Raw genomic sequence first — 16,606 nt, forward strand, 5'->3', positions numbered from 1 at the left:
ATGAAAAACCGTGCATTTTTAACTTCCATACCAAAAGCAGTTTTATTTCTGTTTATGATGCTGTCATTATTCAGCTGTGCTGATTTTGATGCTTTAAATCCTTTAAAAAATGATTTGTTTTCTAGCGAAAAAGACAAATTATCTAATTTAAGAAGATATAATGATGCTGATTTAAATTTACCTCCAGTGGTTGAATATATCATTGATTTTGAAAATCCGATAAGTGTAAAATACAGTAATCATTTGAAAAAAATGTGCAATTACACTAAAATGCCTTTTCGAAATATAAATGTTAAAAGTTGGAATGCTAATTTAGCTATTCAAGAATCAACTCGCGTCATCTGTGTTTTAGAAACAAAAAAACTATCGGATGCTTCTGTAGAAAAGCTATTAAAATTTGTATCCGATGGAGGAACCCTTTTTCTACCTTTTGCCTGCGAAGACAAACGTTTTGGTTTTATGGCAGGAATGAAAGTTAATGCAGAATACTCAACCGATATTACTTCTCTGGGAATCAATTTCACGGAATCATTTCTTCCAACTATGAAAAATTCCGAAGTAAGAAAAGCGATTACTCATTATGGAATGAGCGGAGAAAATTTTGATAAAACAAAAGTAAAGATCCATGCAACGGCTATTAATAATACTTCATTCCCTTTTATCATTGAAAATAAAATAGGAGTAGGGAGGGTTATCAATTTCAATACCACTTTTGAATTAGAAAAAATGGATCGCGGATTGTTATATTCCGGAATCATGATGGGCTTAGAAGCAATTCCATATCCGGTTGCCAATACCAATACTATCTTTTTAGATGATTTTCCATCTCCATTATACGATACCAAAATGGAACCTATTAAATCTGAAATGAATTTATCTATTTCTGATTTTGTTAGAAAAATCTGGTGGCCGGATATGAAAGAATTAGCTAAAAAATACCAAGTGAGCTATACAGCTGTACCGGCATTTGATTATAATGTAAAAACCAATCCTCCCTTTCTTTTTTCACAATGGGATGAGAAAAAAGTAACCTTAAGCAATAGAGTAGAACCGGTTAGTAGTTGGCTCATGCGTGATTGTTTGAAAAATGGTCACGAATTAGGTTTTCATGGTTATAATCATGTTTCATTAGTAAAAAGAGATTGGAAAAAACCAGAATTTATTGTTACTGCTTTAGAAGGGGTTCAAAAAAAATGGAAAGTCAGTAGTTTTGGTGATTTGCCGGTTTCTTATGTTCCTCCTTCCAATTATATTGATCAAATGGGGTTAAAACAATTAAAAGAAGGTTTACCAACCATTAATTATATGTGTAGTTTGTATTTAGGTGAAACTTACGAAGGTGGAAATAGAGAATATGATTTTGATCCTTATCATCACAACATGTTTGATTATCCTCGAATTTCAAGTGGTTTTGTGGTAGATGATAATTCTAAATACAATATTCATTCTTTGTATTTATATTCCGGTATATGGAATCACTTTGTACATCCTGATGATGTCTATCAAATACCTAGTCCATTTAACAAAAGTGCCGGTAATTTTGAACTACGCAATGCAAAAGGATTAGGCTGGAGAAAAACAAAAGGAGTAGAGGGTGGGCTTTTAGCAGAATTTGATGCTTACATGAAAGAATTTACGCGTGCTTTTCCTCATTCACGCTTTTTAAACGCTGCTGAAGGTGGTCCGGTTACATTAGACTGGAGAGCTTCTAAGTTCAATCATAAAATCTACAATGGTCAATACATAGTGGAGGAAATTAATCCGGAAACTTCTTTGTCAAACAGTCAATATTGGTTTTTATATGGCACATTGGAAAAAGCTGAAAACATCGAATCACAATTGAAACAAAATGCTGTTACTTTTTCAAAAACACCTTACTTAAATGGATATTTATATTCAATTTACACCAATGAACCAAAATTGTCCTTAAAAGATTATCGAGAATACCGAGACAAAGAATTGGATTTTATTTTCAGTAAAATCAAGTCCGATTATTACACGTATGTTGTAAAAGTTAGAGAATTTGAAAATGGTGCAGATAGTTTTGATGATTATGAAGAACAACTACGAATCGAAAAAGAAGCTTTGAAACAACGAATGTTGAGCGAATCAAAAATTGATTATGCCGTTTGGAACAAATATGCAGAGTACATGTCATGGGAAAATAAAGGAGAGGATGTATGGAAAATGTTAGAAAAACATTGCTCCAAATATCCAACCAAAGAAAATGTAATGTATTCTCAAGAGTTGGATAAATTAATTGGTTATCCGAATGATTTAGCTATGGAAAAATGGATAAACGCACAATTATTAGTAAATCCAAGAGATAAAGATTTACTCAATCGATATGTGGCCGACTTTAATACTCCTGAAAATAAAGAAAAAATTAAACAAGCCCTAATCACTTTATTAAGCGTTGATACAGGAAAAGAAAGTTTATTTAATTATATTCAACATTTGTTGTGGTATGAACCGCAGACTGCTTTACAAGAATTAGAGAAAATTCAACCCAATTTAGATTTTAAAGATTTGGCCACCAACATAACCTGGTTATATGCGAATGAAAAACAGTTTCAAAAAGCATATGATTGGTCGTTTTATAGTAATGAAATTGATTTTGCTACAAAAATGGAGTGGTTAATGGAGTTAAAGCAATATGATATCCTGATCAGTGAATATAATAATTATATCCAGACTAATCCAGATGATTATAAAACAAAAGCCTTGATGAGTAATTATTATCATGAAATGGGTAAATTCAAAGAATCATGGGTCATTGCAAATGAATTACCAGATTCCAAAGAAAAGGAAAGCCTACGAAAAATGCTTAATGAAGATGTTATTTATCAAGATGAAATGTTACAACAAGATTTATTACAAAATCATTCTGAATTGTTTTATGATAACGTAAAAAAATCACTCACAAAAACCAATCGACTTAAATATGGCAATTTTATTGAGTCTGAAAATGAATTGCAAACCAATCAAACTCGAAGAGCTTCAATAGCAACAAGACATTCTTACAATTTTTACGATAAAAAGAAAAACTTACATCGTATTGCTGCAACCTATTCTGAGTTTTACCCTTTAATTCGTTCAACTATTGATACGATTATTGTTGATCCAACCTTTACAAGAATGATGAATAGAGCAGAGGAGGAGACAACTATTCCAATTTCTGAACAAAATAAATTTAGAAATCTTTTCGGAATTGAGTATCAGTATAAAAATCCATTTTCTTATGATAAATTTCAGTATTGGTCAAGAATTCGTTTAGAAATGGATAATTTTAACGAGCTTTATATGCAATTTGGAGCGGGAATTAGTAAAACATACAATAAAAACTTTAGTTCTGCTCAAATAAATGTTATGCCTGTTCAAACCGCTCCTGGTCATGCTAAAGAAATTTATCATGTACAAACAAACCTTTATCAGAGTATGTATTTTTATAAAAAGATAAATGTTAGTTTGGCAATTGAATCAAGCTATTATTCAAAAAGTAATTATAATACTGATTTTATAACCGATAATAATATTGATATTACGTTTACCTTAAGAACCGGTTGGGATGATGGAGAGGAAAAACAATTTAAATGGGTTCCATTCCTTGAATCTTCATTAGTAAGAGGATCTACAAATTTAGGTGACGGTTATCCGTATTGGATGTTAGATAAACGATTTTTTGGTGGTGCTGGATTGTCTTTTAGTTATGGTTTGGAAAAAGATGATTTTAAAGCAAAAGCTGAAGCCGCCTATTTCTTAGATGATTATGCAGATGAATTTCAACGTTTCTCTGGAACAATTTCCTATAGATTGTTTAATTACACTGCTCTAGTTGGTAGTTTTGAAATCTTTAACCAAGATAAGTTTTATTCCAATACTATTCAATTTGGGTTAAAACATAGTTTCAAAGAAAAAAAGAAAAAATAAAAAAATAGCCGTCCAAAATGAGACGGCTATTTTATTTCAATTAATTTATTATTTAGTGTTTCACAACAAAACGTCTTGAATCTTTGGTTTGTCCATTCTCAAATTGAAGGAAATAAACTCCGTTGTTTAGATGTTGTACATCAAAACTAACTTTGTTACCAACTTGAGTTGCATTCAATTTAATTTGTTGCCCTACTGAATTGTAAATAGTAAAAGTATAGTCTTCAATTGTATCCATTTCTACAAACAACTCATTAGATGCCGGAACCGGATGTAAAGTAACTTTAGCTCTATCATTATCTGTCAAACTAAGTGCTTGATTTACGATAATGGTATGTTTTAAATCGTTATATCCTGTTGACGATTCCCACATATTATTGTTTGCAAATCGTATAGCGTATTCAGGTCTATTAGCAATGGTTTCATAAATATCCGGTAAATGTAAATATACTTTATAACTTCCCGGAACCATATTTGTTGGCAATGTTAAATTCTCAGTTATCGATTTTGTTCCCATCCAATCTCTTGGATCTGCTTCTAGCATTAAAGAATAGGTTTGATTTGTAACTGCATTTTTCAACACGATATATGCATATCGTTCATTAAATGGGGCAGAATATCCAACATTTTTCAGATTTAAAGTTACCGGTAAAGTACTGTTAGCAGTTATACTTTGTGGAAAAACTGCAGATGTCAGTTCAAAACGATACCCCAATTTCTTTTGAATATCACCAAAACAATCACTTGTTTGCCATCCATTAATAACATTTGGATGATAATCTAAATTTAAATACGACCAATGAAATTTTGCCATTTCTAATTGTGCAGTTGCACAATTTGTTCTGGATTCAAAAACAGCACACGTTTCACCACCCATTGGTAGAAATTTAGTTTCTTGTTCTAAATATGGATATTCTGTATTCACATTTGTGTAGGTACCAACATCTGTATTACTTGATAAAAAACAATCATTATGGTGACCAATTCGAGCCAAAGAAGAGTTTGTAAATGCTTGATTTGCAGGTAGAGGAGAAGTTGCATTATACATTTGCTGTTTCATTTTTGGGTAACGAATTTGAACGGCTCTTGTATTGGGTAATGCTGCTAAAATGGCATTCGTAATGTCCTTTCTATGATTATAATTAGCAGTGGTTAAATTTGTTTGATTATATCCCCAACCGCCAAATTCTGCTTGGTTGGTATAATACCATTCTCCCCAAGCTCCAATAAATCCAGCTTGCATTACAGCAATTACATCGGTATTGGCAATTAAAATTGGTTTAAGTTGATTGATATGCTCTAAAATTCTTGTTTTAGTTGCATCTAGATATTGAGCATTTTCATCATCAGAATAGGCAAATCTAATAACAGCTTTTAATCCTGCATTTCTAATCCGATTAAAATCAGTTTGCATGTTATTTAAATACGATTGAGGAATTGTTGTATTCACAAAATCATTCAAATAAAAATACCTAAAAACTAAAGAAATATTCTGACTAGTTCTATAATTGGTTAATGTTGATTGGTTAATCAAATTATAACCACTTGAAGATTGTGTGTCACTGTATTTGTAAAAACCTCTTTCCGGATTAGGAAAGTTTGCAGTCGAAGGGCTGTAACTAACTGTTACATTTTGTGCCGCAAGTTGTAAACACAACATGGCACTCAAAAAGGTAAATGCTTTCTTCATAGTAGTAGGTTAAGTTGCTAAATTTGGGTTTAGCGGGTTACACGGATTAGTTTTTTTCTCTGTTAAACAACTTGTGGTTTATTGTTTCAACAATTCAAATATAGATGAAATGCATTTTAATATCGATTAAATGCGTTAAAAAAATGCTCAAAAAATCGATGAAATGCAAAAAAATATTTTTTTTGTAATATATAGATTACGTAAAATTTTTATATCAGCATTTTATTTTCGATGTATTAGAACTATAACTAATTGTTAATAAGTTGTTTATAACTATACTAGCTGAAGACAATCTGTAAGTTTTGTTTTATCAATAAATCTAAATTATTCAAAATGAATTATAATTTATAGTAAGTAAAATAAAACGTATATTATTAAATGATTTAAATAAAATTAAATCATGGCAAAAAAGCAATTAACAATGTCCGAATTTGAATTTATGATTTCTCAAATGAGAGAAACTTCAAAAGTTAATCTCAACACATTAGTGAATTTTTTAAGAAAATTTTGTAATACTAAACGCTCCGGTAATTATTTATTAATTAGACCAAAAAAACAAAATAAAGTTGCAATATTTTGCACTTTTAACATCAATGATGGTTTAGTCGAAATTAGAAAAGCTTATTCAGACCACACATATAGATTAAATGTAAAAAACAATAAAGAATTTTTAAAAAAAATAGTTAAACACGAACTTTTAAAAACTGTAATATGTCAAAATTAACAATTGAGACAGTTTTTTTAAAAGATTTGGTTACTATGTCTTTGATAGCAATTACAAATCTTCCTAAAGATAAACTTTTCTTTCATCTACAATCTATAGATAATAGAATACAAAAAGGCACACTTTTAGAATCTGAATTGTCATTTCAATTATTAAATGCTTATCATTATTATATTTTATATATGCCTATAATTGACAAAGATCATTACCAAAAAACTAGGCAATAATTGATTGATACAATTGAAATAGTATTGCATGATATTAATTCAAAAAACATTCATTTAGATAAACCATCTGGTTACGATTTTAAAAGTGATTTTAATCATCAGTTATATGATAGATTGTTACATTACCAATCTGTATATATTGAAAGACAAAAAGCTTTTATAGCAGAACAAATACATATTGAACCTGATGGAACTGAATTTAAAAGAAAATCGATACCTAAAGATTTTGTTTTAACTAAACGTGAAGGAATATTTTTTGATGGCATGAACGGAACGGATTTATTTTTTCGTCCCGTACGTGGTTCATTAAACAATCCATCATCTGATTATCGCGTTCAGTTTTCTGCTAATGAAAATATGGACGCTATTACATTTTCTTTTTCAATACCTAAATATATATATAATCATAACATTGCTCAATTTGTACCCAATATAGAAAGTCAACGTTATAAAAATAACATTTTCACTATGCGAAATTGGAGTACCCAAATTGAGCATATACGTCAAAGATTAATTGAATTTTTATATACTTTTTTTGACGACCTTTCTATTATTTTAAATCTTCCTGATTTAGCAAATTTTTCTTTAAATAACGTTGAAATTAAACGTTTAGACTTATGCTATAATCAATATTTTTCTGAGCATGCAATGGTACTTGATTATTTGAATGCTCAACGTAAATTTTATCGGACCAAAGTACGCTCCAATACTATTGTTAAAGATGACCGAGATACATCCTTTTTTTATAGGCATTCTAAAGATGGTTTTTTCTTCAAAATATATTCTAAAGGCGAAGAATTTCTAGTAAATGATTTCCCAAAATTATTTAAAGAAAATGAACAGTATTTTGAAGTAAGAAAAGCAGATTTAATGCCAAAAGCAAAAAAAATATTTGAAAAATATTTCAATCAAACTTATAAAAAATTGAATGGCAAAGTTGAAGATTTAATATTTTCTTATTATAAAACATATCTTCCAAAAAATGAAAATATTTCATTTTGTGAAGATTTAGACAATATTTTAAAATGGAAAATAAAATCTTTAATAATTGAATCTAATAAAATTTTAAGGTATGAAATGTCTTTTACTAGAACGTATCTTTCCACTTTATATAAACAAAATTTTTTTAGAAAGTCATGTAAATATTGGAAAGTTTTTCAAAATTCATATAATTTAATAACTAGATATAATCTTCTATTATCTCAAGGTAAGTTAAATCAGGCTAAAGCTTTTAAATTAAAAAATCTTATCACAACAAAAACTTTTAAACAATACGAAATATACGACCGTTCCATTAATAAAAAACATGAGTTTTTTTTACTTACAAATAATAATTTAAAAAATCATGAAAATGAATTTTTAGATTATAAAAATACAATTATTAACCAAAATTATAAAATCATTGAAATGAAAGAGGCTTCTTTTAATGATCAATTATTTAAAATAATTTTTAAAAGATTTCAATCAGAAATTGAATATTTTAAAGTAAAAGAATTTACTGAAGTAAAATCAATTTTGGAACAAATTGATTTATATAACAAAAAGGTAGAAAAAAGAGTTGAACAATGGAAAAAAGATTTTCCCGAAACTTTTAAAAATCTATCTACAACAAAAAAAAGAAAAGCAAATTTGATTAAGTTAAATAAACCTCGCATGAAACTTATATTAGATTTAATGGATAAAGAATTTTCTATTAATCAAGTTGTTCAACAATTAGGAATGTCAAAAAGTACTTATTATGAATTATTAAAACAACTTGAAAAATTTAACATACACAAACAAACTATCAAACATAAATATGACTTCACTCATATAAAAACTGATTTTTCATCATATTACGAAAAATTTTATATAGAATCTCATTATCATAGAAAAATATTTCATAATCCTTATTTGATTTCTTATGACGCATTAAGGCAGCATAATCATTAACCTTAAATAAATGTTAAAAAAAATCAAAACACTTGACAAAACTAAAAACGTAGTTATCTTTTTATTCTCTTCATTAAATAAAATAAAAAAATATGAGATTTTTATCACGTTTGCCTTGGCTAACATTGTTAGCCGTTGCGGGTCTTGTCATGTATTTTCACAGTGACATCAAAGAATTCATCAATTCAAAAATGCCAAGTTTGGGCAATTTTTTAACTAAAAAGTAAAAACATGAAAATTATTGTTGCACCAGGCGAAAGCAGATTTGAAGTGTTTGAAAAAGGAACTACAGCTGGTTTATTAATTTCTATTGAAACTGATGAAGCTGCACTTGTTTCTTCAATGCTTGCTAATATGCAAATTGAAGTACATAATACTTTAGATGGTCAAAAAGTACATCAAATCACACCAAACAACTTCAAGTTAAACCATTTACATGGAATTATTTTTGCAAATAACGCACCGTTATCTGAAAAAACTTTTGAAGTTGCAAAAACTATCAACGGTACTAAAACTTACATTTTACCTTTCTACTTTGGCACAAATGAAGTGTTAAACAAACAACGTGGTTTGTATGTTGAAATTAAAAACGGTAACCTTTCCGGTTCTTCTGAAGATGCTACTGTTGTAATTGAAACCATTCCTTCTGTAGGATTGAAAACCTCTCAATTAACAATTGAACGTTTAACTTTAGAAGCTACAAAAACTAACCACACATTAAAACTTGGCTCTTTTGTTAATCAGTTGGTGTATTTTCCTCCGGCTGATGACGATGTGTTTTCAGTTGATGAATTGGAAGTTTCTTCTGATAAATTAAATGAAGAATATTCTGCTCGTCAAATTTACAACCAATTGAATAACACAATTGAGCCGGATATTGCTTACGCAAAAACTCCGATTAATTTGATTAAAGAAGATATTGGCTTAAATGGAGTTTCAATTGATATTGACTTCCTTACTGCTAAAGCCAGTAGAGAGTTGTTTATTGTACGTCGTATTGTAACTCCCCAAATTGCAAACGAATTAGTTACAAAAACTAACGAGCATTCCTCAGAAAACATCCAATTTATCAAGGCTACTACCTTGAAAAGTGCTTGCGGTTGTAATTAAAAAAAATATCACACAAATAACAAAAAACCCTGATTTTATCAGGGTTTTTTTTAAATAAAAAAATATTATGTCTGCATTTTTAGAAATTGCCGGAAGTCAATTAAATGGATCGGCTGGTCAGGCTGCAACTAACGCAATGAATCAAGGAATTGCGGGTATTACTTCATTTGCTACTAATCTCTTTTCTTCAACATTGGGAGCTGTTTTTGCAAATGGTTTCGATTTATCATGTTGGGGTGCTTCCCTAACTCCGGCTGATGCAAAAAAAGAATTAGAAGATATTTTTATCCCACATCTAACAGTTTTAAACAATAAACTTTCAAATGCATCATCTAAATCAGATATGCAATTGTCAATGAATGAATTGTTAAAATATGTATTTGTTTGTGATGAGTATTTTACAAATGTTAAGCGAAAAATGGCTTCTTGGTCTGCATGTTCAATAAAAGGAATCAATGCACAAAGAGATTATTTCAAAGGCATTATAACTGAAATTAACACTCTTTTAGAGTCTTATATTTCCAAAGGTGCAACTACTTCACAAGTTCAAGTTGCCATTCCTTATACAATTCCCGCTTCATCAACAAAAAGCGGTTCTGCTTATCCTTTTGCAAAAAATCGTCAGGAAAAAGTCACTTATCCAAATGTTAATTTATCTAACTATAACCTACAATCACAAAGTCAAAATTTTGACGGTTCAAACGGTTCTACTGTAGATACTCCTGATTCAGAAACAAAAAAAGAAGGTAGTTCTGTACCTTTATTGCTTGGACTTGGTTTATTACTTGCAAAATTATCTTAAAAAAAATATTATGAATTTAATCAAAATTTTTCAAAGAATTTACCTTGAGCAATTTGGATGGGCTTTTGAAGATGAAATGTCAATGACTAGAACGTTTAACGATTTGGATAATTTTCATAATCGGGCTTTACCCGATTCAGAAAATAAAATTGAAGCGATTTACGCAAAGCTTTTCAAAAACAATCTTTTTTATCTTTTAGCACCAATTTTATTTTTATACTTGAAATATCTCGCGACTAAATTTACTCATCCTGAGTTTTTAAATAGACTTGTTGAGAAAGAAATGGAAGAGTAATTTTCACGTAATAAAAAAATCGTATCCGGATTGATCTAAACAAATAAAAAAATAAAATAACGTGATTATCTTTTACCTGGTTTAATCCGGAAAACCATTTTCACGTTAAAATGTTTAACTTTAAAATAAATAATCATGGGAATGTTTTCAAATGATCCACTTGCTAAAGCTCTTGGATTTGGTAAAAAAACCACTCGTAAAAGACGTAAAAAAGGCACAAAAACTGCCGCCGAAAAAAAAGCCTATTTAGCTGGTAAGCGTACCGGATTGAAAGTAGGACAAAGAAAAGGTTACAGAAGAGGCAAAATGTCTGGAATGATGTCTCGCCGAAGATATTAATCTAAATCAATATATATGTCTTTAAATTATAAAACTATCCGTCATTTATCTTTAAAAAAGAAAATGACGGAATTAGAAAAACTTACTTTACAAGAGTTAAAAGATTTTCTAACGAATTATAAAATACCTTTTCCAAAAGGTAAAAAAGCAACGAAAGAAGCTTTATTAAAAATCATTTTAGCAAAAACCTAGATTATGCCTAATTTTACTGTTATAGCTGTTTTAATCGTTTCTTTTTATTTTTTGTTTACAAAAAAAAAGAAAGTAGATTTATCAGATTTAGTTATTACTAACCCTGATGGAACGATTCAAGGTTTTGGATTGCCTACAATTAACCAAGCAAAGGCAAAAGGTATTGCTAACCGTCTTTGGGATGAAATGGGCTCAACTTTTATAACAAGTGAATCTAAAGTGCTTGCCGAGTTGCAAGGACTTAACCAAGCAGACTATGTACTTGTTTTTGATGCTTTTGGTTTAAAACCTTATGATACTATTTTTTCCGGTAGTGGTACTTTTTGGGGCAAAGACCAAAATTTAACACAATGGATTTCACATGAAATTACTAGTTCATCAAACCTTGCTAAATTGAAAACTTGGTTTCCATCATTTTTTTAAGATTGGTTTTGCAAAAGAAGTATTGCCGTTTGAAATTTCCCCAGTAAGATGGCAATACTTTTCTTTATAATGAATGTTTTTATAAACATTCCATTTTGCAAAAGCTTCTTTACAAAATGGTTTATTCGGATTGAAATTTATTTTAACTCCGGTTCGAATACAAAAACCAATTTTATTGTCAAGTTTATTTGACAATTTTTCTAAAAAAGAATTTTCTATAATTTCTGATGCTGCATTTAAAATTTCTTGATATCCTTTTTCATTTTTTTCAAATAAAACACTTAATTCAAAATTGTTTTCTTCTGAAAATTTGTAAAAGTTCATACTTGAAACGATACATATTTTATCGCTATAATATATTTTAGCGTGTAAATTTTCACAAAATAAGATGCTTAAGTTTTTTATTGAATGTAGATTATTTTCAAGTTCCGGTAACATATCTGTTTTACCGTAAACAATTGTTATATCTATTTTCTTATTAATAATTTCATCTAAATATTTGTTTTTTATCTGTAGATACGGACTTATAATACCGACAAATTCATCAGCTTTTTTTATCATTTCAAGTATTTTTTTACTTGTTTCTTTTGTTTTTAAAATTTCCACATTAATAAATTTATTTCAAAATTATGAAATTTCAATATATTCTGATTTTAATTTTAGCTTTTTTCTTTTTTTCTAAAAAGAAAAACACACCAATTGTTGAAGGTGGCGGTTTGGTTTTAGATGGTGTTACTGATGACTTTGGCAATACTATTGCCGCTGTCGGCAATTATAACACACCTGAACAAATTGCAGATAATACACCTAAAGTATCTATTCCTAATGTTCCAAATTTAGTTGTTGTTGAAACAACACCACCACCGAAAACAAGTGATTTTTCAACGATTCCACCAAGTACATCAAATCCAAAACAACTTATATCACTTGATATAAACCCTTTTGAAATTGTTATTGAAAAATTAGTAAACCATTACCAGTAAAAAAATGAGAAACAATTATATCATTATTGCTGTAATTGTTTTGTTTTATTTACTTTTTAAAAAAGTTAAAATGAAATATCCAATTATTATACCCTTTCGAATTACTTCGAAATATGGTAATAGAAAACATCCCGTTTCTGGAAATATTTCTTTCCATAATGGTATAGACATTGCTGTTCCTATTGGTACTCACATTATCAATCCATATAACGGTGTAGTTAAAAATATTAATACTCATTCTACTGGTGGAAAACAATTAATCATTCAACATGATAATGGTTTTACAACCGGTTACGCACATCTTGAAAATAATTCTTTTTTTCAAATTGGTGATAAAGTAAAACAAGGTGAAGTCATTGCCACTACTGGAAATACTGGTATATCTACCGGACCACATTTACATCTTACTTTGAGAAAAGATGGTGTTTTAGTTAACCCTGAAAGTTATTTCAATGTTTAAATTTTTTTTATCTCTGATAATTTTAGCTTTAATTATAATTATTTTAACAGCTATTGTCCTGATTTCTCCATTTATATGTATATATGCCACAACTTCACTATTTGTAAAGCCTAAAATAGAACAACCTAAAAGTGGTTTTTTAGGCTCAATTATTAAATCATTTATCCATGAAAACAACTCAAAACGGAATACAACTACTCAAAAATCATGAAGGTTTACGTCTTCGTGCTTATGATGATTTACAGCCCAATCTTACAATAACATCAGCTTCACAAATCAAAGGAATTTTAACTATTGGTTACGGTCATACTGGTACTGATGTTTATGTTGGTCAAACAATTACAGAAGCGAAAGCAGAAGAATTTTTAAAAGCTGATTTAATCAGATTTGAAAATAATTTAAATGCGAAAGTTTTAGTTCCAATTACATCAAATATTTTTGACGCTCTTATTTCCTTTTCTTACAACGTAGGAAATGGAAATTTTAATAAATCTACTTTATTGAAATTGTTGAATCAGAATAATTATACTGATGCAGCTGAAGAATTTTTGAAATGGACAAAAGCTGGTGGAAAGGTATTAACTGGATTAGTTCATCGTAGAAATGATGAGCGTGAATTATTTTTAAATGGTATTGGTGTACTTCAAATAGAAACACCCTCAAAAAATGGATTATCTGCACTTGCAAAAGCTGCAATAACTTTAACTTTATTAGGATAATGAAATCATTAACTATATACTACCTTGTTATATCTTTAACTTTTATTGAATTTTTCAATATTTTTAATCCTTTGATACTTGGTGCTATTTATGTAGCATCATTTATATATACATTATTCAAAGCTTTTAATGAGATACATAAGTACTTAATCAGAAACAATAATGATAAAAAATAGATATAGACAAAAATTTGTTTATTTCAAATTTGAAGTCGAAACTGATAAAAATCGATCTTGGGATAAAAAGTATTTTGTTTATAACAAAAAACGTAAAAGAGTACAAATATCTCAATTAAGATTTGATGAGGCTTTACAAAAAGCCTATTCTTATTCAACATCTTTTGCCGATGCTTATTTTTTTACAATTAAGCGTTATACAATGAAATTCAAAATCTAATGGAAAAAATATTAAAAGTAATAAACGGAATCTTTTCTTCTCCAATTCAAGGCGTACTTGATAAAATATTTCCAGATAAAAATGAAAAACTAAAATTTGAAATGCAACTTCGAGAAATTATTTTTAAAGAAATGGAGCTTGAATTTAAAGATTTAGAAAATGCTAGACAGATGCAAATTGAAGCATTACGACAAAATGATTTATTTTCAAAAAGATTTGTTTATTATCTTTCATTAGGTGTATTATTAAATTCTTTTTTCGCTGGTGCAATGGCTTTTTTTGTCACATTTCCATCTGAAAATAAAGAATTAGTAATGATGTATTATTCTTTTAGCTTTATTATAGCTGGTAGCCAAATTATGCAGTTTTTTTTCGGTAGATCTAAACACGAAAACTAAAATTTATGAAAAAAAAATATATAAAACAATTAATTGAACTTGTTTTAAAAGGTCACGACTATCAAATAGTTCCTTACTATAGTCACACAAATAAACCAAATCATACATTTAATGAAAGCAATATTATTTATATTGCTAAAATATCTGAGGTTGGTGCATTGTTATTTTTGCAAGACAATTTAATCAAACCATTAAATGAAAATATTTTTTACATATTTGATTCATGCAAAAGCAATCAAAATTTAACAATTCAAGGTTATTGCATAAAAACAAATGATAAAATTTTATTAACCAAATTACTTTCAGAATATTTTTATAAAGGTTAAAATAAAAGCATCTACTATTTTAGTGGATGCTTTTTTTTTGGCCAAATTTTGCACTTTTATTTTAACGTTAATTTAGTAACCGGTTCTGGAGATCTTTTTACCAAAATCACGTTAAAAAATTTATCTACAGATATTACCCGGATAATAAAATCACGTTAAAAGTAAAATTCCGCAAGCAAAGCACACCCGGAACTTAAAATTTAATCACGTAATAAATTTTTTAAATCAATAATAACATCTTTATATTTTTCTAATTTTTCAATTTTTTCAATTAGCAATTTATTATTTTCTTTTAATTTTTTTATTATTTCTTTTTTTTCATTTCTATCTCTCAAAGCAACTTCTAAAGCTTTTGAAGCTGTTTTAACTTCAAATTCTTTCATAACATCTTTGATGTTATTCTCAAAATCACTATTAATATTTCTGACATCTATATTCATTATTACACATTTATATAATTAAACATTAACCAATAAAATAATTCGTATAAGCAGTACATAATAACTGCTAAAACAATGTAAGGAATACAACCAAAGTACATTGGTAAATCTTCTTCTTTATTTTCAAATTCTTTTATTTCCAATTCTGTAAAACTTCTATTAAAATCTTCTTTAGGATTTTTAATATTTTTTTTATGATTGTATTTTTTTAAATTATTCATTTTCATTAATTTTTGAATTAAACATTTTTGTTTGAATACCTAAACCTTCACTTATTTCATATTTTTTTATCCACTTCATTATAATTAAAGCTTCTTCTTTTCTAGTCTTATCAGCATTTAAATGAATATAGTTAACTGAATCATTATTTTTTGCTAAAATTTTTGTGTTGTTATCTTCAAATGATATGTACCAATATTTAGAATATTCTTTTAAAATATCTTTACATATATCCACCATATCAAACACACTTTCTTTTCTTTTTAATACTGCTTCATTTACACGAATTCTTTCAATGTTACACACACTATTCAAAATTCTTTGTTCATACGTAGAATCTATTCTAAATGCCTTTTTTAGTCTTAAATGATTATCACTTACATTTTGTAATAATACTTTTTCTATACTTTTTAATATTTCTTCCATAATTTCTAAAAGTTATTTTGTTATAAATTCAATTTTAAGGTGGTTTCTAAATTTTTTGCTATATACTTGAGTTTTACAATCAATCGCCTCGTTAAAAGCTTTATTTGCTTCTATTTTACCAATTATCTTATGTAGATTACCAGCACCAACTAAAAAAGTTCGTGTAGGATTCTCAAAAAATCTATATCTAATCAAAAAGTTACGATTAATCAATTTAATCATTAAAGCATCTTTAGAAAGCAATCTTTCTAAAGATTCCGCTTTGGGCGGGTCGGGTGGGAATAATACAGGATTTTTTTCAAATCCTGTATTCATTAACTTTTTATTCTTCATACATTCTTCTTTTATCAAACAATTCTTTTATTTCTTCTGCACATCCTATCCAACTTTTATAATTTATGAAACTAACCTTTCCTTCATTTACTTTTTTTTCATCTTCTTTTAATAGGTTATCTTTTTCACTAATAACTATATCTGCAAAAGTCTCTAATCCTTGCATTATAAAAGCTTGTTGTAATGCTCCATACTTTGATGAGTTCATCAATTTATTAATCAATTCTGTATTTGTCATATCT

24 protein-coding genes are annotated in these 16,606 nt (G+C 28.2%); 17 read left to right on the forward strand and 7 right to left on the reverse strand.

Annotated features, from left to right (window positions below):
• Complete coding sequence (locus H601_RS0101545) at positions 1-3,930, forward strand: DUF2194 domain-containing protein (RefSeq protein WP_026709879.1); 3,930 nt, start codon at positions 1-3, stop codon at positions 3,928-3,930.
• 52 nt (positions 3,931-3,982) lie between these two features.
• On the opposite strand, the gene H601_RS15015 is transcribed toward H601_RS0101545, so the two are convergent.
• Positions 3,983-5,620 carry a T9SS type A sorting domain-containing protein gene (locus H601_RS15015; RefSeq protein ID WP_051220621.1) on the reverse strand — a complete coding sequence of 546 codons (1,638 nt, stop codon included), beginning with the start codon at positions 5,618-5,620 and terminating at the stop codon, positions 3,983-3,985.
• A gap of 400 nt (positions 5,621-6,020) precedes the next feature.
• Between H601_RS15015 and H601_RS0101555 the strand changes: the two genes are divergently transcribed.
• From H601_RS0101555 to H601_RS0101600, 10 genes are all read left to right on the forward strand, one after another.
• The gene (locus H601_RS0101555) at positions 6,021-6,344 is read left to right on the forward strand and encodes a hypothetical protein (protein WP_026709880.1); all 324 of its coding nucleotides are present in this window, start codon (positions 6,021-6,023) and stop codon (positions 6,342-6,344) included.
• The gene (locus H601_RS0101560) at positions 6,332-6,571 is read left to right on the forward strand and encodes a hypothetical protein (RefSeq protein ID WP_026709881.1); all 240 of its coding nucleotides are present in this window, start codon (positions 6,332-6,334) and stop codon (positions 6,569-6,571) included. The genes H601_RS0101555 and H601_RS0101560 overlap by 13 nt, the downstream gene beginning before the upstream one ends.
• Positions 6,572-8,503: a hypothetical protein gene (locus H601_RS0101565; RefSeq protein WP_026709882.1), complete on the forward strand. Its 1,932-nt coding sequence runs from the start codon at positions 6,572-6,574 to the stop codon at positions 8,501-8,503. It begins immediately after the preceding gene.
• Positions 8,504-8,595: 92 nt separating this feature from the next.
• Entirely contained in the window at positions 8,596-8,730 is a 135-nt protein-coding gene (locus H601_RS16865) for a hypothetical protein (RefSeq protein ID WP_281170565.1), read from the forward strand.
• A 4-nt stretch (positions 8,731-8,734) separates the two neighbouring features.
• A complete protein-coding gene (locus H601_RS0101575) occupies positions 8,735-9,613 on the forward strand; it encodes a hypothetical protein (RefSeq protein ID WP_026709883.1) in 879 nt (292 codons plus the stop codon).
• Between the two features lie 67 nt (positions 9,614-9,680).
• Positions 9,681-10,415, forward strand: a complete 735-nt coding sequence (locus H601_RS0101580) for a hypothetical protein (RefSeq protein ID WP_026709884.1) — start codon at positions 9,681-9,683, stop codon at positions 10,413-10,415.
• A 10-nt stretch (positions 10,416-10,425) separates the two neighbouring features.
• Positions 10,426-10,710, forward strand: coding sequence for a hypothetical protein (locus H601_RS0101585; protein ID WP_156900320.1), 285 nt, complete (start codon positions 10,426-10,428; stop codon positions 10,708-10,710).
• Positions 10,711-10,845: 135 nt separating this feature from the next.
• Positions 10,846-11,049 carry a hypothetical protein gene (locus H601_RS0101590; protein ID WP_026709886.1) on the forward strand — a complete coding sequence of 68 codons (204 nt, stop codon included), beginning with the start codon at positions 10,846-10,848 and terminating at the stop codon, positions 11,047-11,049.
• Between the two features lie 15 nt (positions 11,050-11,064).
• Positions 11,065-11,241, forward strand: a complete 177-nt coding sequence (locus tag H601_RS16430; protein WP_156900321.1) for a hypothetical protein — start codon at positions 11,065-11,067, stop codon at positions 11,239-11,241.
• 3 nt (positions 11,242-11,244) lie between these two features.
• Complete coding sequence (locus H601_RS0101600) at positions 11,245-11,664, forward strand: hypothetical protein (protein ID WP_026709887.1); 420 nt, start codon at positions 11,245-11,247, stop codon at positions 11,662-11,664.
• On the opposite strand, the gene H601_RS15970 is transcribed toward H601_RS0101600, so the two are convergent.
• Positions 11,653-12,270 (reverse strand): phospholipase D-like domain-containing protein, encoded by a 618-nt coding sequence (locus H601_RS15970; RefSeq protein WP_084139913.1) that lies wholly within the window; start codon positions 12,268-12,270, stop codon positions 11,653-11,655. The genes H601_RS0101600 and H601_RS15970 overlap by 12 nt on opposite strands.
• A 23-nt stretch (positions 12,271-12,293) precedes the next feature.
• Here H601_RS15970 and H601_RS0101610 point away from each other — a divergent pair, with 23 nt between their 5' ends.
• The 6 genes from H601_RS0101610 (at position 12,294) to H601_RS0101640 (ending at position 14,946) form a co-directional block, all read left to right on the forward strand.
• The gene (locus H601_RS0101610) at positions 12,294-12,647 is read left to right on the forward strand and encodes a hypothetical protein (RefSeq protein ID WP_026709888.1); all 354 of its coding nucleotides are present in this window, start codon (positions 12,294-12,296) and stop codon (positions 12,645-12,647) included.
• Between the two features lie 70 nt (positions 12,648-12,717).
• Positions 12,718-13,107 (forward strand): M23 family metallopeptidase, encoded by a 390-nt coding sequence (locus H601_RS15025; protein ID WP_211223530.1) that lies wholly within the window; start codon positions 12,718-12,720, stop codon positions 13,105-13,107.
• Positions 13,108-13,274: 167 nt separating this feature from the next.
• Positions 13,275-13,826, forward strand: a complete 552-nt coding sequence (locus tag H601_RS15030; RefSeq protein WP_084139914.1) for a lysozyme — start codon at positions 13,275-13,277, stop codon at positions 13,824-13,826.
• 162 nt (positions 13,827-13,988) lie between these two features.
• Complete coding sequence (locus H601_RS0101630; protein WP_026709889.1) at positions 13,989-14,222, forward strand: hypothetical protein; 234 nt, start codon at positions 13,989-13,991, stop codon at positions 14,220-14,222.
• Positions 14,222-14,620: a hypothetical protein gene (locus H601_RS15975; RefSeq protein WP_051220623.1), complete on the forward strand. Its 399-nt coding sequence runs from the start codon at positions 14,222-14,224 to the stop codon at positions 14,618-14,620. The genes H601_RS0101630 and H601_RS15975 overlap by 1 nt, the downstream gene beginning before the upstream one ends.
• Before the next feature lie 5 nt (positions 14,621-14,625).
• On the forward strand, positions 14,626-14,946 hold the full coding sequence (locus tag H601_RS0101640; RefSeq protein ID WP_026709890.1) for a hypothetical protein: 321 nt from the start codon (positions 14,626-14,628) through the stop codon (positions 14,944-14,946).
• A 200-nt stretch (positions 14,947-15,146) separates the two neighbouring features.
• Here the strand turns inward: H601_RS0101640 and H601_RS0101645 are convergent, their stop codons facing one another.
• The 5 genes from H601_RS0101645 to H601_RS0101665 are packed head-to-tail and all read right to left on the reverse strand — an operon-like array spanning position 15,147 to position 16,602.
• Complete coding sequence (locus tag H601_RS0101645) at positions 15,147-15,386, reverse strand: hypothetical protein (protein WP_026709891.1); 240 nt, start codon at positions 15,384-15,386, stop codon at positions 15,147-15,149.
• A gap of 2 nt (positions 15,387-15,388) precedes the next feature.
• Complete coding sequence (locus tag H601_RS0101650; protein WP_156900322.1) at positions 15,389-15,607, reverse strand: hypothetical protein; 219 nt, start codon at positions 15,605-15,607, stop codon at positions 15,389-15,391.
• Positions 15,600-16,031 carry a hypothetical protein gene (locus tag H601_RS0101655; RefSeq protein ID WP_026709893.1) on the reverse strand — a complete coding sequence of 144 codons (432 nt, stop codon included), beginning with the start codon at positions 16,029-16,031 and terminating at the stop codon, positions 15,600-15,602. Before H601_RS0101655 ends, H601_RS0101650 begins: the two co-directional genes overlap by 8 nt.
• A 12-nt stretch (positions 16,032-16,043) precedes the next feature.
• Positions 16,044-16,364, reverse strand: coding sequence for a hypothetical protein (locus H601_RS0101660; protein WP_026709894.1), 321 nt, complete (start codon positions 16,362-16,364; stop codon positions 16,044-16,046).
• The gene (locus H601_RS0101665) at positions 16,354-16,602 is read right to left on the reverse strand and encodes a hypothetical protein (protein WP_026709895.1); all 249 of its coding nucleotides are present in this window, start codon (positions 16,600-16,602) and stop codon (positions 16,354-16,356) included. The genes H601_RS0101660 and H601_RS0101665 overlap by 11 nt, the downstream gene beginning before the upstream one ends.
• Positions 16,603-16,606 lie beyond the last annotated feature (4 nt).

The sequence above is a fragment of the Flavobacterium filum DSM 17961 genome (assembly GCF_000425465.1).
Lineage (GTDB): Bacteria > Bacteroidota > Bacteroidia > Flavobacteriales > Flavobacteriaceae > Flavobacterium > Flavobacterium filum.